We start from the raw sequence: 15,575 nt of genomic DNA, 5'->3' as shown, positions 1-15,575 counted from the left end.
TCCAGAGTTTACTGACAGATTGCGCGCCGGCCCCGCGATCCGGGCCGTGGCAGCACTGCAGGCCCGGCGGGTTGACCGGTTATTGCCGGATCAGGCGCAGGTTGACCGGCACCACTTCCCAGTCGCTGCGAAACGGGTTGATGTCCAGGCCGCCGCGGCGGGTGTAGCGGGCGTAGACCGTCAGCTGGCTCGGGCGGCAGAAGTGCTTGAGATCGGTGAAGATCCGCTCGATACACTGCTCGTGGAATTCGTTGTGCTGGCGAAACGAGATGAGGTAGCGCAGCAGTTTTTCCCGGTCCAGCTGCGGGCCGCGATAGTGGATCACCACGGATCCCCAGTCCGGCTGGCTGGTCACCAGGCAGTTGGACTTGAGCAGGTGGCTGTGCAGGGTCTCCTCCACCTCCTGGCTGCCGGCCGCACCTTGCAGCAGGTCGGCATCGAACTCGTAACAGTCCACGGCGATGTCCTGCTCGTCGATGCACTCGCCCGGCAGGGCGGCAATGTGGTGCGGAGCCTGGGCCAGCGGGAACAGGGTGACGCTCACGTCGCTACCGGCACAGGCGCTCAAGTCCTTGACCAGCATGGCCTGCACCGCTTCCAGCGAGTCACAGCGGGTCTGGTTGAAGGAGTTGAGATAGAGCTTGAACGACTTGGATTCGATGAGGTTCGCGCTGGTGGCGGGCACCGAGACCTCGCCGACGGCGACCATGGGCTTGCCCTTGGCATTGAGCCAGGAGAGCTCGTACAGGGTCCAGACATCGCAACCCTGGAACGGCAGTTCGCCGCCAAGACCGAGGTCGTCGCGGTTCAGGCTGCGCGGCACCGGCTGCAGCAGGGCCGGGGTGTACTGGCTGATGTAGGCCGACTGTTGACCCAGGCTCAGCCCCTGCAGGGCGCTGGCTCCGGCGTATCTCTCTTGTTTGCTCATGTGTGCTGACTCGAACGTTGAATGGGCGATGGCAGAGCATGCGCCCGATGGGGGCGGCAAGGCGGGGAGCGCTGGCTGGCGATCCGCGCTGCACCTTGTCTGCTCATGGCTTTGATGGTGCAATAGCGAACTTTGGCAGCAATTGTGGGGAATTTCGATGTCGGATCAAGTCTTGTCTGCCCTGGAACACTTTTTTTTGCGCTGGCAGCGCGATGGCGAGGCGAGGCGAGGGCTGCCCCTGTGCGAGTGGGAGGCAGACTGGCGCTCCCCCTGCGAGCTGGATGAGTCCAAGGAGGGGCGGGTGGCCTGGCGCCCGCATCGGCGCGCCGAGCCCGCCGATTTCACGGCGATGAACGAGGCGCTCGAGCTGACCCTGCATCCGGCCGCGCAGGCCCTGTTTGGTGGCTGGTTCAGCCGCCCTGTGCCCTGCCTCTACAAGGGGTTGCGGCTCGAGTTTGTGCTGCCCTGGAACGAGGCGGATCTCGACTTGCTCAAGGAGAACCTCATCGGCCACCTGCTGATGCTGCGCAAGTTGAAGCGCTCACCCTCTTTGTTCATCGCCACCACCCGCAACGAGATGACACTGGTGTCGCTCGACAACGAGAGCGGGCAGGTGTGGCTGGAGTGGCTCGACTCGGGTCGCCGGTTGGTGCTGGCCCCCTCACTGCCGGCGTTCCTCGAGCGGCTGGAGACTTTGCCGCAATAAACGGCGTCAGTTGCAATGAAAAACGCCTTGCCGACCGGCAAGGCGTTTTTGTTTGGTTCACCGCCGGGCTCAGTCCTTGAAATCCCAGGAGAGGTTGGCGACCAGCCGGCAGGGATCGCACTTGAAGTCGAAGATCTCGTGCAAGGGTTCGGCCAGTGCCCACTCGCCGCCGCAGATCGGACAGGGGCGGGCTTTCTCCTCGGCCGCACTCCGGCCGCCCACCCGGTAGAGGTAGTAGTAGGTGGGGATGCCGGTGAGGGCTTCCAGCCGCTTGCCGAGATCGCTGCCACGGCGATGGAGCCGGCTGCCCACCTCACCGATTTCATGCAGCGCCGCATGCTCGGCAATGGAGCCGTTCATCTGCAGCTGATCGCACGCCTCCCAATCCTCTTGCCACTTGATGATCTGTTTTTGGTCGCCGTTGGCGACGGCCGGCAGCCGATAGAGCGGGATGGGGGCGAAGTGGTCACCGCAGCGCAGCGGCGAACAGGTGTGCAGGAAGCTGGTGTAGAGCAGCATCCAGCTGGGGCGCTCGCCATCATGGCCGCAAGGGTCGGTGCTGTCGGAGAGCAGATCTGCCCCCTGCAACTGGAGTTTGGGGGCGAGCAGCCCGGCCTGATTGAGCTGCTGCTCCGCCAGCTTGACCTGCTCGCTCTGGTTGTCCGGGTGCAGGCTGTCCTGCTCAGGGCAGACCACCCGGCTGACGAAATAGCCCTCGTGCATGCTGGTGGGGAACTCCCGGCCGAGGATCTGGCCCTGATAGCGCAGCATGTCGAGGTAGTTGACGATGGCCCGTTCGGCCTCGCCCAGCGAGGTGTCGCGATAGCACTCAAAGCAGAGTTCGACGATGTACATGGCTTACTGTTTCCCCTGCTGGAGCAGCAGCTCGGTCAGCCGATCCACCTTCTGTTCGAGCCGCTCAAGCCGTTCGGCAAGCTGCAGCAGGGTGGGCTCGGCGGCGGGTGCGGGGGTCATCTGTGCTGTGCTGGCGGCTTCCGGGGCGCTGGCGGGCTGCTGCTTCCACTGGCTCAGCACTTTGAGCAGCTCGGCCATGGGAACGGGCTGGCTGAGGCGGGCCTTGACCATGGCGGTGGAGGGGGTGATCCCCTTGACGGCCAGTTCATTGGCGATGCGGATGATCTCTTGGGCTGACATGGGACTCCTGCGCAGGATGAAAAGTGGTTCGGGCTGGACGGGCAGAGAGCTTAACCAAAGCGCGGGGCGCTGAACAGCGGGGCAAGGGTCAGTCAGGCCGGCGCAGCAGCACATCCAGTTCGTCGATGGCTTCCGACCAGTCCGCATCATTCCACAGGGCATCGCGCAGAAAGTCGGCCTGGGCGCGATTCCAGAAGGGGGCTTCCGGCAGCAGGGTCTGGTTGTCCAAGCGGTGCTCGTGAATGAAGCGGTGCAGGCTCAGCTCGTCGTTGGCCAGCCCCAGCTGGGCAAACAGGGCGGCCAGATCGTGGGTCAGGAATTCCATCTCATCTCTCCCAAGAGGCATTCCTGAACATTATAGGCCCGCCCCGTGGCGGCAGATTTACAGGGTGGGCACCCGGTGGGGTGGCAGCTCGACGCCAACCACCTGCAGCCCCTGCATGCGCAGTTGCCCCAGATAGTGGCTCTCGCCATCGCTGGAGAATTCAAACTCGTAATAGGTGAGCAGCCGCAGTGGCTGGTGGGCCAGCGCACGGTGGCTGCGTGCCAGCGACAGCAGTTGCAGGTCGTGATGCTGGCAGTAGCGGCGCATGTATTGCCAGGCGAGCTCGGCCTGACGTCGCTGGTGCCAGAAGGCACCGGCACCGAGGATAAGCAGCAAGATTGCGAACATTTCACCCATCGCGGGCTCCTTCCGGGGTGTGATCCGTGGCGACAGGCGACCCGCTATGGTGGCGGGTCGCCGACATCATCAGGCCGAGGCGAACAGGCGACCGATGGCCTGTCCCAGGGCATCGCTGCGCTCGGGGTCGCGCAGCCTGGCCAGCATATCATTGCGCAGGGCCGGCAGGGTCACCAGCTCGGCAAATACCTGATTGAAGAACTGGGTCGGCTGCAGGGCCAGCTGTTCCAGGAACAGGCTGAGCAGGCCGGCATCCTTCAGGTCGGGCCAGAGTCGGCCGGCGATGGCCAGCAGCAGGGCCGGGCTTGGCTGGGTTTGCAGCAGGGTCAGCAGCTTGTTGGTGCGCATGCTGCTGCCGTTGCAGGATGCCAGTGCCCGGCACAGGTAGGCCAGGGTCTCGGCATTGGGTTCGGCACACTCCTGCTCCTTGCCGATGCGCTCGAACAGGGCGCCCTGTACGGCCGGCGGCAACGGGGCGTTTTCCAGGCTCTGACAAAGGGCGTAGAGCGGCTCTTGCGGCAGTTTTGGCAGTGCCTTGCACACCAGCGCCAGGTTGCGTTCATCCTGCAGCCGCTCCGCCAGATCGGCAAAGCCCTGTACGCCGAGGGTCTGCCATCCCTCTGGCGTCGGGGCCGCCAGATAGTGGCAGAGCCCCTCAAAGTAGGTCGAGGGGGCCTGCTCCAGCTGACGGGCCAGTTTGGCGTGCAGGCTGGCCATCTTGGCCTCGGCCGGGCGGAAGGTGTAGGGATTCTCCGCCAGACGCTGGGCTTTCTCTTCGTCGAGCTCGCCGGTCAGTTTGTAGCCCAGGGTTTCCACCACCTGATCCATGAAGTGTTTGGGGCCGCTGGCGATGAGCAGACCGCGCTCGTCGAGGGCAAACTTGAGAAACCACAGGTAGTGACGGGATTCGGCCGGCTGGAAGAAGTGGACGCCGAGCCAGGCGTGCTGCTGCAGAGGCCAGGGGTAGGGCTCCTGCTGCTGCTCGATGCGCTCGAAGGTGTCGCTCGCCAGTGGTCGCACCTGGCGGCCCATGTCGAACAGTTGAAACTGGGTGTCGGCCTGGGTCAAGAATTCGGTCAGCGTATTGATGGTGGACATGAGGTGATCCGGCTAAGGGTGATGCGGGCCGATTATAAGCAGGTTGCACAAGATAGCCAGTGGGGGCGCGCCGCCCGGCATCCGGCCCGGTACGCAGAGGCGGGAGCTGTCTTGGCTCTTCGCCCGTGTTGCCGGCCGCAAGGGGCATGGCAGAGGATAGGGGGGAGGGTGTATAGTAACGCCCTTTTTTGCAAAGTTCGGCCTGCCGCCAGCGACACAGGATTGGCGGCGGACGGTGTGTGGTGATGAGGAAGAGAACGCAATGAATCAATATCTGCTGGTAGCCGGCCTGTTGGGTGAACTGACCGCCGAGCTGCAACGTCTGGAACGCTGGCAAGCGGCCCATCCGGGTGAAGAGGCCCTGGCCAGCGAGCTGCCATTTTGCGTCGATACCCTGAGCTTCGATCAGTGGCTGCAGTTCGTGCTGATCCCGCGCATGGAGCAGCTGGTGCTGCTACAGGCACCGCTGCCCAGCAGCGTCTCCCTCTATCCCATGGCCAGCGAAGTCTACAAGGAGGAGCTAGCCGAGGTCGAAGCCCTGCTGCGCCTGATCGCCCGCTTCGATCTGCTGCTCTCCGGCAAAGTGGTTGAGCAATGATGCGTGAGCAGGCACAGGAAGAGAACGCCTTGCAGCTGACCCTGCTTTATCAGGATGACTGGCTGGTGGCGGTCAACAAGCCCTCCGGCCTGCTGGTGCACCGCAGCTGGCTCGACAAGGCCGAAACCCGTTTCGCCATGCAGATGACCCGGGATCTTATCGGCGGTCGCCACGTCTACCCGGTACACCGGCTTGACCGGCCCACCTCGGGGGTGCTGCTGTTTGCCCTCGATCCCGCCGTGGCCCGCACCCTGACCGAAGCCTTTGCCGCCCGTCAGGTGCACAAGGAGTATCTGGCGCTGGTGCGTGGCTGGGCCCCCGAGCAGGGGCTCATCGACTATCCGCTTAAGGAGCAGCTGGACAAGATCGCCGATGCCATGAGCGATCCGGATCGTCCGGCCCAGGAGGCGGTGACCGCGTTTCGTCGCCTGCATCAGGTCGAGCTGCCCCATGCGGTCTCCAAGAAACACCCTACCAGTCGCTACAGCCTGGTTCGGCTGTTCCCCAAGACAGGCCGCAAGCATCAGCTGCGCCGCCATATGGATCATCTGTTCCACCCCATCGTCGGTGACACCACCCATGGCGATGGCCGCCACAACCGCTTTTTTCGCGAGCATTATAGTTGTGATCGCCTGCTGCTGGTGGCTCGCACTCTCAGCTTTGAGCACCCGGTGCTGAAGGTGCCGATGCGGATCCAGGCACCGCTGGGGCAGGAAGTTCTGCAGCTGTTTGCCGAACTGGGCTGGCCTGCCAGCGAGAGCGACTACTGAGGCTGACGATCGCGGGGTGTTGCCCAAGCTGTTGCTGTGGCATGCTGAGCATCCATGTTGGTCAAAGGGGTCCGTGATGGCGCAGATAGACATAGTGGTGGGAACCGTATACGGCGCGGCCATGCTGGTGGCCGAGACGCTGGCGGCACAGCTGGAGCAGGCGGGGCACGGCTGCCAGGTGTTCGAAGACGCCGAGCTGGCAGATCTGGATGCGAGTCGATTCTTGCTGGTCATCACGGCTACCACGGGGCAGGGTGATATTCCGCCCAATCTGCAGCCACTGGCCACCGCTCTGGCTGACCGGGCCCCCTACATGAAAGGGTGGCGTTATGCACTGGTCGCCATGGGAGACAGCAGCTACGAGCACTTTTGCGGTGCCGGTCGTCACCTCGATGCGCTGTTGCAGGAGCTCGGTGCCAGTCCTCTGCTGCCCCGGCTGGAGATAGATGCCACCGTCGACGATGAGCCGGAAAAGGTGGCGCTGGCCTGGCTCAATGGCTGGCTAAATAAACTGTAGCGATCGTCCGTTTTTATCCTTTATTCATCCCCGCTCAGCCCGTCTGGCGGGGATGTTTATTTTGCGGTAATCAGCAGTCTCAACTGACCATATTTGCCCGATATTTATCCGGTTATTTTCCACGTCATCCCCGCTTTGCTCAGCGATTTATTTCGGGGGCAGCCGACATGCTTCAAATTTAAAAGTTCCCCATTGAAAGCGATTTCAGTCATGTTTTTGTCATCAATTTGAATATTTATAACTTATTCATCGAAGCGAATTAATGGTTGGTAGCGGTTTCATGGTGGATCTTTTCGCTTTTACTCCCGTGTGGATAGTGAGTTATTGCATGGTTAGGTTGATTATCATCGTACAAAACCCTCTACAGCCAATGCTGGGCGATTTGTCGCCATTTTGTGAATCAGCTCATGTTTGTCCTGAAATTGGCTACCTATAATCGGCCTCGGTTATCACCTAAACGTTTTTATGGTGATAAGAACTTGGATATTCAGGATCACACTCCTCTCAGCGGGAATAAGGAAAATGAAAATGAAAGCAAAGTGGCTCCCGATCGCTGCAGCAGTAACCGCAGCCCTGGCTTCCCAAGCCGCCTTCGCCGTTGATTTCCACGGCTACTTCCGTTCAGGTGTCGGCGTTTCCGGTGACGGCGACATGGTGAAATATAGTGTCAACAAGGTTGGCCGTCTGGGTAACGAAAATGATACCTATGGCGAAGTTCAGCTGGGCCAGGAAGTCTTCAACAAGGATGGCAAGACTTTCTACGTAGACTCCATGTTTGCCATGACCTCCAACGGTTCCAACGACTGGGAAGGTACCGGCACCGTCTGTAACTTCGACGCTAAACAGTGCAACGGCGACTCCGAATTCGCCCTGCGTCAGTTCAACGTGCAAGCCAAGGGCCTGCTGGGCTTCGCGCCGGAAGCCACCCTGTGGGCCGGTAAGCGTTTCTACCAACGTCACGACATCCACATCTCAGACTTCTACTACTGGAACATCTCCGGTGCCGGTGCCGGTATTGAAGGCATCCAGGCTGGTCCTGGCAAGATCTCCTTCGCCTGGATTCGCAATGACCGTTCTTCCACAGATGTTTTTGGCAAGACAGGTATTAATGGTGATCAGCCAAATCTTGCTGATTCAGTTAATGTAAACACCTTGGATCTGCGCTATGCCGGTATTCCGCTGTGGCAAGACGGTTCTCTGGAAGTCGGCGCCATGTATGCCCTGGTCAACGAGACCGACGCTCAGAAACAGCTGAAAAACAACAACATGAAAGACGGTGTCATGCTGACCGCCGAACTGACTCAGGGTGTGTTGGGCGGCTTCAACAAGACCGTACTGCAGTACGGTACTGAAGGATACTCCAAGACCATGGCCTACTACGGTGACGGCTCTTGGTATGGTGCCGAAGCCAAAGACGGTGCCGATGGTTATCGCCTCATCAACTGGGGTGTAGTCCCGATGGGCAACAACTGGGAGATGGGTCACCAGCTGGTCTACGGGGTAGCCAACGAGATGTGGGATACTCAAGACAAGTTTGAAACCATGTCTGTCGTTGTTCGCCCGATGTACAAGTGGGATGACTTCAACAAGACCATCTTCGAAGGCGGTTACTTCAAAGAAAAAAATACCTTTACCAACAAGGCTGATGAGAAAGATGCTGGCTACAAGCTGACTCTGGCTCAAGCCTGGTCTGCCGGCTCCAGCTTCTGGGCCCGTCCTGAGATCCGTGTGTTCGCCTCCTACCTGGCCAACGACGAAGACAAGAAAGTGTTCGAAGGTGATACCTCCAAAGACACCTACCAAGTTGGTGTTCAAGCGGAAGCTTGGTGGTAAGCAGCTGTTTAAGTTAAGTTAGTCACTGCCCCCGTATGGGGGCAGTTTTGTTTCGCCGGGTAACGGCAACCGGGTTATGGAGATAAGAAGAATGAAACTGGTAAAGATGTCTATCGCAGCCGTGGTTACTGCGCTGTTGGCCGGTTGTTCCGGTAGCATGTTGGTCCCCGTGCAGGATCATGCATCTATCCTGAGTAATGCCGATCAGGCCAAGCAGGCGCTCTCGCAGGCGACCAGCTGCTGCGCTGCTTTCAGTGATTTCAATTATGTGGCGTTGCCGGAGGGCGACACTCTACTGGCCCTCGACAGCAAGCAACCCAGTTTTCAGTTTGACGAGGGGATGAGCTATTTCGCCGCTTATCGCCTGCCGGCCAATACCGGCAATCTGGCCATCAGCATCGCATCCCAGGTGAGCAAGACGGTGCTGATCCCGCAGGTCATCATGCTGGATGCCCAGTTCAAGGTGACGCGCGTGCTGGGTGAATCGGTATTCACCTATCAGCCGGCCCATCTGCTCGATAACGACAGGATTGAGGGCAAGTTGTTCGTCGACCGCAGCATGCCGGGCAATCCGGCGGCCGAGATCTATATGATTGTCTATGCCCCGGCCAACAAGCTGGCAGGCAGCACCACCATACTGCACCCCTCCAAGGCGTTTGCCAGAGCCAACGGGACGGTTGAACCGGATATCAAGGACCCCGTGATCCCGCACTCCCCATGGGGTCTGGTACAGATCAAGGTGGCCGACATGGCAAAAGGGCAGGGACTGGAAGCGGTCTTCAAGCCTGAATATGCCGACAAGGTCGCAATGAGCAAGGCTGTACCGGCGGCGACGGCCGTTGCGGCAGGCACTGTGGCGACCGCTGCGGTAGCCGCGCCTGCCAAGCCTGCGCCCGCCATGCTGAGCGAAACCGAAGCCTTCTATCAATCCCAGATCGAAAAAGCGGTGAAAGCCGGTGATATCGACAAGGCGATGCAACTGGTCAGCGAGGCGGAGCGGGCCGGTTCGACCAAGGCGAAATCGGTCTTTATTGATGCGGTGAAGCGCTCCCAAAAGGGCTGAATATTGCCCGGTCTGTAAAATATAATATTTATTTGAGGCCTCCCTTGTTGGAGGCCTTTTTAATCGGTAGACTAAAATAGAAAAAACAGCAAATGGTTACATTAAGTTACAATGCGTTTCGTTGGGTATTAATTTGATTGGCTAAAATACAATGCGAAACAGCACTTTTCATATTTATGGCTTAGCATGAAGATGCCGAAATATATCCGTAATTAGCCGAAAATTCCCGCCAAAATTATCTTGTGATCTCCCCTCCAAATTTTTTATTCGCTTACCCCTGATGGAAGATATTTGCGATCTGCTGGGTTATATTCAGCTGGTCAAAATAAACAAACCCGCGTCGAATTCATGCCGATGAGAGATGATGTTGATGATCGTCTATAAATTGGACTGAAGCGTCTACGGTAAGACATTCCATTCAGGAGCGCACACATGTTAAAAAATGCTTTCTCTAATCTGCAAAAGGTCGGTAAGGCGCTGATGCTGCCAGTATCGGTCTTGCCCGTTGCAGGTATTCTGCTGGGGGTGGGTGCTGCCCACTTCAGCTGGTTGCCGGAAATTGTCTCCCAATTGATGGAGCAGGCTGGTGGTTCCGTATTTGGTCAGATGGCCCTGCTGTTCGCAGTGGGCGTGGCCCTCGGCTTTACCAATAACGACGGCGTGTCCGGTCTGTCAGCCATCGTTGGCTACGGCATCATGGTCGCCACCCTGAAGGTCATGGCGCCCGTGATGGGCGTTGAGACCATCGAAACCGGCGTCTTGGGCGGTATCCTCGCCGGTGGCGTGGCCGCATGGGCGTTCAACCGCTTCTACAAGATCCAGTTGCCCGAGTATCTGGGCTTCTTCGCCGGCAAGCGCGCCGTGCCCATCATCACCGGTTTCGTCTCCATCGGCCTGGGCGTGATCCTGTCCGTCATTTGGCCGCCGGTGGGCGCTGCCATCGGAGCCTTCTCCGACTGGGCTGCCAACCAGAACCCGGTACTGGCTTTCGGTATCTACGGCGTGGTTGAGCGCTCCCTGATCCCGTTCGGTCTGCACCACATCTGGAACGTACCTTTCTTCTATCAGGCGGGTACCTGTGTCAACGCTGCCGGTGAAACCGTACACGGCATCATGACCTGCTTCCTGACTGCTGACGACGCTTCCCGCGCTGCCGGCAACGGCTTCGGTCAGCTGGCCGGTGGCTACCTGTTCAAGATGTTCGGTCTGCCTGCCGCCGCGTTTGCCATCGCGCACTCCGCCAAGCCGGAAAACCGCGCCAAGATCGTAGGTATCATGGCCTCTGCCGCCCTGACCTCTTTCCTGACCGGTATCACCGAGCCGATCGAATTCTCCTTCCTGTTCATCGCCCCGGTACTGTACGCCATCCACGCCGTGCTGGCTGGTCTGGCCTACGTGCTGACCAACTCCCTGGGCGTGGTACACGGTCACACCTTCTCCAACGGCTTCATCGACTTCGTGGTGCAATCCCCGCGTGCCGATCACATGCTGCTGCTGGTGGGTCTGGGTCTGGTCTATGCCGTCATCTACTACGTGGTCTTCACCGTGGTCATCCGTGCCATGAACCTGAAAACCCCGGGTCGTGAAGACGAAGCGGCCGAAGAGAGCGTTGGTCAGAGCAAGGACGAGATGTCTGCCGCACTGGTCTCTGCCTTCGGTGGCAAGGAGAACATCGCTTCGCTGGACGCCTGCATCACCCGTCTGCGGGTCGGTGTGAAAGACGTGGCCAAGGTTGACCAGGCTGGTCTGAAGAAACTGGGCGCTGCCGGTGTGGTAGTGGCAGGTTCTGGCGTACAAGCCATCTTCGGTACCAAGTCCGACAACCTGAAAACCGACATGGACATCTGGATGAAGAGCAACTAATCCTGTTGCCTGAATACCAGAGTTGTTGAAAAGGGAGGCGCAAGCCTCCCTTTTTGCTGGGCGTCATAGGGTAGCCGATGCGGTGGTGCATGTTTCGACCGGCGCGGTATCAATGTTGCCATCGGTCTTCAGTTCAAAGAAAAAGGCGCCCACGGGCGCCTTTGCTGCATCAGACCGGTTTAGAGCTTTTCCAGATCCCGCTCGATTTCGCTGATCTTGTTCTGCACCACTTTTTCCAGGTGGCGCAGGTCGCGCAAGATCTTCTGCTTGATGTCCGGGTCGGCCTGCACGTGCACGCCCTGGGTCAGGTTGTCGAGCTCATCCACCACGTACTTGAGATTGGCGTTGATCTCGGTGACATCCTTGTACTCGTGGGTGCCCGAATCGACCAGCATGGTCTTGCGCTGGCGCGGATATTTGAACTTGACGCTCTTGGCGAAGAACTCGCCCTTCTGTTTCTTGAAGTAGATCTTGAGGATGTCGTGATTGGCTTCCTGGCGCAGGGTATAGCTGTCCACTGAGGTGGGTTCCTGGATCCCCAGGCTCTTCAGATTCTCGTACATCGGGCTTCCTCGGTTTGAAACGATCCTGACCAATCTATCTTAACCGAGTCGGTGTGGCTTGCCTGTGACAGGGGCGCCAAAATCAAAAGGGCGCCATCAGGCGCCCTTTTAAATCACTGCAAAACCGCTTACTCGTCGATGGAGCGCAGCAGGGCGTTGATGCCGACCTTGGCGCGGGTCTTGGCATCCACCTTCTTGACGATCACGGCGGCGTACAGGCTGTATTTGCCGCACTTGGAGGGCAGGGAGCCGGAGACGACCACCGAGCCGGCCGGGACGCGGCCGTAGTGGATCTCGCCGGTTTCACGGTCATAGATGCGGGTGGACTGGCCGATGAAGACGCCCATGGAGATGACGGAGCCCTCTTCCACGATCACCCCTTCCACCACTTCGGAACGGGCACCGATGAAGCAGTTGTCTTCGATGATGGTCGGGTTGGCCTGCAGCGGCTCCAGTACGCCACCGATGCCGACGCCGCCGGAGAGGTGCACGTTCTTGCCGATCTGGGCGCAGGAGCCCACAGTGGCCCAGGTGTCGACCATGGTGCCTTCATCGACGAAGGCGCCGATGTTGACGTAGGAGGGCATCAGCACGGTATTGGGCGCGATGAAGGAGCCTTTGCGGGCGGTGGCCGGCGGTACCACGCGCACACCGGCAGCCTTGAACTGCTCGGCGCTGTAGTCGGAGAACTTGAGGGGAACCTTGTCGTAATACTGGGCGTCGTCACCCTTGATGATGCCGTTGTCATTGATGCGGAAGTAGAGCAGTACCGCCTTCTTCAACCACTGGTGTACCACCCACTCGCCGGCAATCTTCTCGGCGACGCGAGCCTTGCCGGAGTCCAGCAGGTCGATGGCTTGCAGGATGGCGGCCTTGGTGGCGGCATCGACGGAGCCGGGAGTGATGGAATCACGGCGCTCGAAGGCCGCTTCGATGATCTGTTGCAACTCGGTCATGACAGGTTTCCTTTAAAAAATTCCGTTTGTTGTATCACACTTTTCCAATTGTTTTTAAGGGCTCGGGCCGATTTCTTCACGGGAACGCTGATTTATTGTGCTGGCGTGGTCCAACCTTTTGTTCTGCTTGATAAATCAGGGGCAGACTCGGCGTCTTGTGAAGCCTTCACGGGCCCGGCCTGCCCTCATCATCGGCCGACTCTTGCGGGTTGAGCTGGTTGACCAGCCGCTCCTCCAGCGCCTGCTGCTCGGCCTGGGTCAACGGCTCGCCGGCCAGGGTGGTGAGGCTGAAAAAGTCCTCCACCCGCTCGCCGATGGTGGTGATCTTGGCGGCATGGAGCGACAGGCCGCACTGCTGAAACACCGCGCCGATGCGGGCCAGCAGCCCCGGGGTATCGAGCGCGGTCAGCTCCAGCAGGGTGTGGCGGGTCTCCCCCTTATGGGGCAGAAAGACCACCCGGGTCGGCACGCTGAACTGGCGGTGGCGCCGTGACAGTGGCTTACTGCGTAGCACCAGCTTGCCCGGCTCCTGCAGCGCCTTCTCCAGCGCCTTCTTGATGGTGGCGGTGCGGTTGGGGCTGATGGGCTCGCCGTTGGGTTCGAGCACCACGAAGGTATCGAGCACGTAGTCGCTGCGCGAATTCATGATCTGGGCGTCGTGGATGTTGAGGTTCTTCTGATCCAGCGCCGAGGCCACGGTGGCGAACAGATTCGGGGTGTCGCGACAATAGATGAACACCTCGCTGCCGCCGCGGGTCGGGTGCTTGCCGATGATCACCAGCGGCGCCGGGTTGTCGCCGTGTTCGATGATCTTGCGGCAGTGCCAGGCGATCTGCTCCGGCGTATGGCGCAGGAAGTAGTCGGCCTTGAAGTCGCTCCAGAGCTGGTTGATAGCCTCCTCCGGCACGTCGCGCTGGGCCAGGATCTGCTTGGCCTGGCGCTGGTTCTCGCGGATCTTGAGACGCATGTCGGGCGGGTTTTCCAGCCCCTGGCGCAGCGCCTTCTGGGTGGCGAAGTAGAGCTCGCGCAGCAGGGTGCCTTTCCAGTCGTTCCAGAGGGTGTCGTTGGTGGCGCAGATATCGGCCACGGTCAGGCAGTAAAGTAGGTCGAGGTGCTGTTCGTCGCGCACCTTCTGGGCAAAGTCGGTGACCACCTCGGGGTCATAGATGTCGCGGCGCTGGGCGGTGACCGACATCAGCAGGTGATGGCGCACCAGCCAGGCGACCAGCCGGCTCTCGTAGCGATCCAGGCCGTGCAACTGGCAGAACTCCAGCGCATCGACGGCGCCGAGCTCTGAGTGGTCGCCACGCCGGCCCTTGGCGATGTCGTGGAACAGGGCGGCGATGCTGAGCAGCTCCGGCTTGCGCAGCCGGGTGAACACCTCGTGGCAGAGCGGGTGGGTCTGGCGGCTGGCCGGGTTGGGAAACTGGTGGATGTTCTTGAGCAGCCGGTGGGTGTGTTCATCCACCGTGTAGGCATGGAACATGTCGAACTGCATCTGGCCGACGATGAGGTTCCACTGCGGCAGGTAGGCCGCCAGGATGCCGTACTTGTGCATCAGGGTGAGCGGCTGGCCGATGCCGTTGGGGTGGCGCAATAGCGCCATGAACAGGCGGCGGCAGTCGGGCAAGTCCTGCAGCCAGCAGTTGAGCTTGCGGCGCGCCTCGCGCAGCTGGCGCAGGGTGGCGGAGTGAATGCCGGCAATCTCCGGATGCTGTGCTATCTGGTAGAAGAGGCGCAGGATGGCGGCAGGCTCACGGCCGAACAGCTCGGAATCCACCGCATCGATGAGGCGCCCGCGCAGCTGGAACTCGTCGGAGAGGCGGCGCACGTCCATGGCGGTGTTGCCAAGGATCGCCTCGTCAAACAGCTGCAGCAGCATCTCGTTGAGCTCGGAGACCCGCCGCACCGTCTGGTAGAAGCGTTTCATCATCTGCTCGACCGGGGCGTTGCCTTCCCCCTCGAAGCCCAGCATCTGGGCCACGGTACGCTGGCGATCGAACAGCAGCCGGTTGTCGCCCTTGTTGATGGCCATGTGCAGGGCGAAGCGCACCTTCCACAGAAAATTCTGGCAATCGAGCAGCTCGCGATACTCGGCCCGGTTGAGAAAGCCGTGGCTGGTCATCTCGAACAGGGTGGTGGCGCCGAAGTGGCGGCGGGCCACCCAGGCGAGGGTCTGGATGTCGCGCAGGCCGCCGGGATTGCTCTTGAGATCCGGCTCCAGCTTGTAGGCGGTGCCGAGAAACTGCTGGTGGCGCTGGGCCTGCTCTTCGCGTTTGGCCTTGAAGAACTGCTCGCTCGGCCAGAAGTGCTGGGGGCCGGTGGCCTCCTTGAGCTGCTGGAAGCCCGCCTCGCGGCCGGTGATGTAGCGCGCCTCGATCAGGTTTGTGGCGACCGTGATGTCGCCGCGCCCCTGCTCGAGGCACTCGGCCACGTTGCGCACCGCCTGGCCCACCTCCAGCTTGAGATCCCACAGCAGGGTGATGAATTCGCCGATGCGCAGCCCCAGCACCTCGTCCAGTTCGTCCCCTTCATAGAGGATCAGCAGGTCGATGTCGGAGTGGGGGTGCAGTTCACCACGGCCATAGCCGCCCACCGCGATCAGGGTGAGCTCAGTTTTGTCGAAGCCGAACTTTTGCCACAACCGGGTCAGCAGCTCGTCCATGTATTCGGAGCGGGTAGCCACCAGTTCGATGATGTTGTCACCGGCATCGAAGCGGGCGTGCAGCCAGCCGAGAAAACGGCTCAGGTACTCCTTGCAGTTCTCGCGGGTGAGCTGAGCGTCGGGTAACAGGTGGGGGGAAAGCAGGCTGGCATCCATGGCGTCTCACACTCTACTGTCG

General features: G+C 60.3%; 16 protein-coding genes. 7 read left to right on the top strand and 9 right to left on the bottom strand.

Going from position 1 to position 15,575, the window contains the following annotated elements; genetic code table 11:
- Nucleotides 1-79 precede the first annotated feature (79 nt).
- Nucleotides 80-928 carry an NADPH-dependent 7-cyano-7-deazaguanine reductase QueF gene (gene queF / locus PG900_RS08470; protein ID WP_270799502.1) on the bottom strand — a complete coding sequence of 283 codons (849 nt, stop codon included), beginning with the start codon at nt 926-928 and terminating at the stop codon, nt 80-82.
- A 157-nt stretch (nt 929-1,085) separates the two neighbouring features.
- On the opposite strand from queF, the gene syd reads away from it, so the two are divergent.
- On the top strand, nt 1,086-1,634 hold the full coding sequence (gene syd, locus PG900_RS08465; protein WP_270799500.1) for a SecY-interacting protein: 549 nt from the start codon (nt 1,086-1,088) through the stop codon (nt 1,632-1,634).
- A 69-nt stretch (nt 1,635-1,703) separates the two neighbouring features.
- On the opposite strand, the gene PG900_RS08460 is transcribed toward syd, so the two are convergent.
- The 5 genes from PG900_RS08460 to PG900_RS08440 all read right to left on the bottom strand — a co-directional run bounded on the left by PG900_RS08460 (nt 1,704) and on the right by PG900_RS08440 (nt 4,569).
- On the bottom strand, nt 1,704-2,489 hold the full coding sequence (locus PG900_RS08460; protein ID WP_039212951.1) for a Zn-ribbon-containing protein: 786 nt from the start codon (nt 2,487-2,489) through the stop codon (nt 1,704-1,706).
- Nucleotides 2,490-2,492: 3 nt separating this feature from the next.
- Nucleotides 2,493-2,789, bottom strand: a complete 297-nt coding sequence (locus PG900_RS08455) for a hypothetical protein (protein WP_270799498.1) — start codon at nt 2,787-2,789, stop codon at nt 2,493-2,495.
- Between the two features lie 88 nt (nt 2,790-2,877).
- Entirely contained in the window at nt 2,878-3,114 is a 237-nt protein-coding gene (locus PG900_RS08450; RefSeq protein WP_011705082.1) for a DUF2789 domain-containing protein, read from the bottom strand.
- Between the two features lie 57 nt (nt 3,115-3,171).
- The gene (locus tag PG900_RS08445; protein WP_011705083.1) at nt 3,172-3,471 is read right to left on the bottom strand and encodes a DUF3301 domain-containing protein; all 300 of its coding nucleotides are present in this window, start codon (nt 3,469-3,471) and stop codon (nt 3,172-3,174) included.
- 69 nt (nt 3,472-3,540) lie between these two features.
- On the bottom strand, nt 3,541-4,569 hold the full coding sequence (locus tag PG900_RS08440; protein WP_039212953.1) for a DUF3549 family protein: 1,029 nt from the start codon (nt 4,567-4,569) through the stop codon (nt 3,541-3,543).
- 262 nt (nt 4,570-4,831) lie between these two features.
- Between PG900_RS08440 and PG900_RS08435 the strand changes: the two genes are divergently transcribed.
- The 6 genes from PG900_RS08435 (at nt 4,832) to ptsG (ending at nt 11,213) form a co-directional block, all read left to right on the top strand.
- The gene (locus PG900_RS08435; protein ID WP_011705085.1) at nt 4,832-5,167 is read left to right on the top strand and encodes a YqcC family protein; all 336 of its coding nucleotides are present in this window, start codon (nt 4,832-4,834) and stop codon (nt 5,165-5,167) included.
- Entirely contained in the window at nt 5,164-5,937 is a 774-nt protein-coding gene (gene truC / locus PG900_RS08430; protein WP_270831262.1) for a tRNA pseudouridine(65) synthase TruC, read from the top strand. The genes PG900_RS08435 and truC overlap by 4 nt, the downstream gene beginning before the upstream one ends.
- Before the next feature lie 76 nt (nt 5,938-6,013).
- On the top strand, nt 6,014-6,454 hold the full coding sequence (locus PG900_RS08425) for a flavodoxin (RefSeq protein WP_085734646.1): 441 nt from the start codon (nt 6,014-6,016) through the stop codon (nt 6,452-6,454).
- Between the two features lie 528 nt (nt 6,455-6,982).
- The gene (locus tag PG900_RS08420; protein ID WP_286042392.1) at nt 6,983-8,287 is read left to right on the top strand and encodes a maltoporin; all 1,305 of its coding nucleotides are present in this window, start codon (nt 6,983-6,985) and stop codon (nt 8,285-8,287) included.
- 91 nt (nt 8,288-8,378) lie between these two features.
- Nucleotides 8,379-9,350 (top strand): MalM family protein, encoded by a 972-nt coding sequence (locus PG900_RS08415; protein WP_270831260.1) that lies wholly within the window; start codon nt 8,379-8,381, stop codon nt 9,348-9,350.
- 432 nt (nt 9,351-9,782) lie between these two features.
- The gene (gene ptsG, locus PG900_RS08410; protein ID WP_016349865.1) at nt 9,783-11,213 is read left to right on the top strand and encodes a PTS glucose transporter subunit IIBC; all 1,431 of its coding nucleotides are present in this window, start codon (nt 9,783-9,785) and stop codon (nt 11,211-11,213) included.
- Between the two features lie 179 nt (nt 11,214-11,392).
- On the opposite strand, the gene PG900_RS08405 is transcribed toward ptsG, so the two are convergent.
- From PG900_RS08405 to glnD, 3 genes are all read right to left on the bottom strand, one after another.
- The gene (locus PG900_RS08405; protein WP_011705091.1) at nt 11,393-11,776 is read right to left on the bottom strand and encodes a DUF3461 family protein; all 384 of its coding nucleotides are present in this window, start codon (nt 11,774-11,776) and stop codon (nt 11,393-11,395) included.
- Between the two features lie 128 nt (nt 11,777-11,904).
- Nucleotides 11,905-12,732: a 2,3,4,5-tetrahydropyridine-2,6-dicarboxylate N-succinyltransferase gene (gene dapD, locus PG900_RS08400; RefSeq protein ID WP_005303473.1), complete on the bottom strand. Its 828-nt coding sequence runs from the start codon at nt 12,730-12,732 to the stop codon at nt 11,905-11,907.
- Between the two features lie 166 nt (nt 12,733-12,898).
- Nucleotides 12,899-15,553: a bifunctional uridylyltransferase/uridylyl-removing protein GlnD gene (gene glnD, locus PG900_RS08395; protein WP_270799492.1), complete on the bottom strand. Its 2,655-nt coding sequence runs from the start codon at nt 15,551-15,553 to the stop codon at nt 12,899-12,901.
- Between the last annotated feature and the right edge of the window lie 22 nt (nt 15,554-15,575).

The sequence above is a fragment of the Aeromonas sp. QDB03 genome (assembly GCF_027707985.1).
Lineage (GTDB): Bacteria > Pseudomonadota > Gammaproteobacteria > Enterobacterales > Aeromonadaceae > Aeromonas > Aeromonas hydrophila.
The sequence above is the reverse complement of the archived record's forward strand: the minus strand, read 5'-3'. Positions and strand labels throughout refer to the sequence as shown.

Excerpts from the sequence above, each read along its gene's own strand:
- ptsG (WP_016349865.1), top strand. The coding sequence starts at position 9,783 with ATGTTAAAAAATGCTTTCTCTAATCTGCAAAAGGTCGGTAAGGCGCTG.
- PG900_RS08405 (WP_011705091.1), bottom strand. The coding sequence starts at position 11,776 with ATGTACGAGAATCTGAAGAGCCTGGGGATCCAGGAACCCACCTCAGTG.
- PG900_RS08440 (WP_039212953.1), bottom strand. The coding sequence starts at position 4,569 with ATGTCCACCATCAATACGCTGACCGAATTCTTGACCCAGGCCGACACC.
- syd (WP_270799500.1), top strand. The coding sequence starts at position 1,086 with ATGTCGGATCAAGTCTTGTCTGCCCTGGAACACTTTTTTTTGCGCTGG.
- PG900_RS08455 (WP_270799498.1), bottom strand. The coding sequence starts at position 2,789 with ATGTCAGCCCAAGAGATCATCCGCATCGCCAATGAACTGGCCGTCAAG.
- dapD (WP_005303473.1), bottom strand. The coding sequence starts at position 12,732 with ATGACCGAGTTGCAACAGATCATCGAAGCGGCCTTCGAGCGCCGTGAT.
- PG900_RS08435 (WP_011705085.1), top strand. The coding sequence starts at position 4,832 with ATGAATCAATATCTGCTGGTAGCCGGCCTGTTGGGTGAACTGACCGCC.
- PG900_RS08450 (WP_011705082.1), bottom strand. The coding sequence starts at position 3,114 with ATGGAATTCCTGACCCACGATCTGGCCGCCCTGTTTGCCCAGCTGGGG.
- PG900_RS08445 (WP_011705083.1), bottom strand. The coding sequence starts at position 3,471 with ATGGGTGAAATGTTCGCAATCTTGCTGCTTATCCTCGGTGCCGGTGCC.
- truC (WP_270831262.1), top strand. The coding sequence starts at position 5,164 with ATGATGCGTGAGCAGGCACAGGAAGAGAACGCCTTGCAGCTGACCCTG.
- PG900_RS08415 (WP_270831260.1), top strand. The coding sequence starts at position 8,379 with ATGAAACTGGTAAAGATGTCTATCGCAGCCGTGGTTACTGCGCTGTTG.
- PG900_RS08425 (WP_085734646.1), top strand. The coding sequence starts at position 6,014 with ATGGCGCAGATAGACATAGTGGTGGGAACCGTATACGGCGCGGCCATG.
- glnD (WP_270799492.1), bottom strand. The coding sequence starts at position 15,553 with ATGGATGCCAGCCTGCTTTCCCCCCACCTGTTACCCGACGCTCAGCTC.
- PG900_RS08420 (WP_286042392.1), top strand. The coding sequence starts at position 6,983 with ATGAAAGCAAAGTGGCTCCCGATCGCTGCAGCAGTAACCGCAGCCCTG.
- queF (WP_270799502.1), bottom strand. The coding sequence starts at position 928 with ATGAGCAAACAAGAGAGATACGCCGGAGCCAGCGCCCTGCAGGGGCTG.
- PG900_RS08460 (WP_039212951.1), bottom strand. The coding sequence starts at position 2,489 with ATGTACATCGTCGAACTCTGCTTTGAGTGCTATCGCGACACCTCGCTG.